Annotated in this window: 3 protein-coding genes; all 3 read left to right on the top strand. The window is 26.8% G+C overall.

Annotated elements, in window-relative coordinates:
• Positions 1 to 1,146 (top strand): GGDEF domain-containing protein (locus ACLR9T_RS14225; protein WP_413110125.1); only part of this gene is annotated, 1,146 nt, incomplete at its 5' end.
• 79 nt (positions 1,147 to 1,225) lie between these two features.
• The gene (locus tag ACLR9T_RS14220) at positions 1,226 to 1,756 is read left to right on the top strand and encodes a dihydrofolate reductase family protein (protein WP_008789028.1); all 531 of its coding nucleotides are present in this window, start codon (positions 1,226 to 1,228) and stop codon (positions 1,754 to 1,756) included.
• A 13-nt stretch (positions 1,757 to 1,769) separates the two neighbouring features.
• Positions 1,770 to 1,954: response regulator transcription factor (locus ACLR9T_RS14215; protein ID WP_413110124.1), on the top strand; the 185-nt coding region annotated here is incomplete at its 3' end.

The raw sequence follows: 1,954 nt of genomic DNA, 5'->3' as shown, positions 1-1,954 counted from the left end.
AGTTTATTAAGTAATTTGCATAATTATAATTTTGTTTCAAAAGAACATGAAAAATTATTAAAAGAGAAGTTTCATGAGATTATTAATAATAAAGATAAGATAGTATTTGATGCTAAATTACCATATATTAGTAGAGATGATGAGACATGGTTCCATGTTTCAATGATTTATGTAAATCAAAATAAGCGATTAATTGGAACTTTAAGAAATAGTACAACAGAAATGAATGAATATAATTTGTTGTTGCAAGATCAAATGTTTAAAAATTCTGTTTATTCAAATGCTTTATTTATGTTTGCAGTCAATTTAAAAAGCCAAAAAGTTGTTATTTATCAAAAAAATGGTATATATCATAATGTTATTGATGTACAATATGAAAATAGTTTCTTAAAATCTTTTGTTGAAGAAGCTGCTGAGAAAGATAGAGAGCGTGTCGCTAAGTTCTTTAGTCAGGAGAATGTTCAAAATATCTATCATCATAATGGAAAAAGAACTATTGAATTTAGAACATGGAAAGCTGATAAAAATAGATATGAATGGGTCAAATTCAGAATACAATTTGAAAGACAAAGTAGTAATAATGAATTACTTATGATTGCATACAGTAATGATATTAATGATGAAAAGAGCAGGCAATTAGAGTATGAATATAAAGCACAAAGAGATGGATTAACAGGATTATATAATCGTCAGACATTTAATCAGTTTGTAGATGATTATTTGAAAGATAAAAAATCAGTAAGTGATTACTGTGCTTATATGATTGTTGATTTAGATAATTTCAAGTCAATTAATGATTCATTAGGTCATAGTACTGGTGATGAAGTTATTCAAAAAGTTGCGACTTTGTTAGAGTCTATCTGTTTTAATTCAGGATATGTTGGTCGTTTTGGTGGTGATGAATTTGTTATTTTCCTATATGCACAAGAATCATATGCTGAAATTGAAAATAAAGCACGTGAAATTATCAGACGTATCGAAGGAATAAAGATGGATAGTATTCATGATATTACTGCATCTATAGGAATCACATTTGTTACAGATGAAAAACATCATCGTATCTTATTTGATAAATCTGATCAAGCTCTATATGTATCGAAAAAGAGTGGTAAATGTAGATATTATGTCTATGTTAATGAAAAATAGAAAAATACTGGTCTATGAGAGATCAGTATTTTTTGTTATAATGATATTTGAGAATAATAAAGAGAAGAGGATTATATTTGTGAGAAAAGTAACTCTATTTATAGCAATGAGTTTGGATGGATATATTGCTGATAGTGATGAAAAGGTTGATTGGTTAGTAGGACATGATAAAAATATCGAAAATATGGAGGTTTATAATTCATTTATTAAAAATATAGATACTGTAATCATGGGATGGAAAACTTATCATCAAATTATAACTGAATTATCACCAAATGAATGGGTTTATGAGGGAATGACAAGTTATATTTTGACTCATCAAAATCATCAATCAACAAGTCAAATTTTTTTTACAGATGAAAAGCCCTCACAATTGATTCATCATTTAAAAAGAAAAGAAGGAAAAGGAATATGGATATGTGGTGGAGCGAATGTCATTCAACAAATTCTTCAGGAAGATATGATTGATGAATTTTATATATCAATTATTCCTACTCTTTTAGGAAAGGGTATCTCATTGTTTGGTATCTTAGATAAAAAAATAGATTTAAGGTTAATAAAAACTCAAAGTTATAATGGTATTACTGATTTAATATATCAACGAAGATGAGGGAGGATAAATTATGTATAAGATTTTATTGGTGGAAGATGATATCAATATTATAAATCATCTTTCTTCTTTTTTAGAAAAAGAAGGATTTCTTATCACGCATGTTGATGGTCAGAAAAAAGCTATAAATTTAATTAACAATCAACACTTTGATTTAGCAATTCTCGATATTTCATTAAAAGAAGGAAATGGTTATTC

The sequence above is a fragment of the Thomasclavelia sp. genome (genome assembly GCF_047249845.1).
GTDB lineage: Bacteria > Bacillota_I > Bacilli_A > Erysipelotrichales > Coprobacillaceae > Thomasclavelia.
The sequence above is the reverse complement of the archived record's forward strand: the minus strand, read 5'-3'. Positions and strand labels throughout refer to the sequence as shown.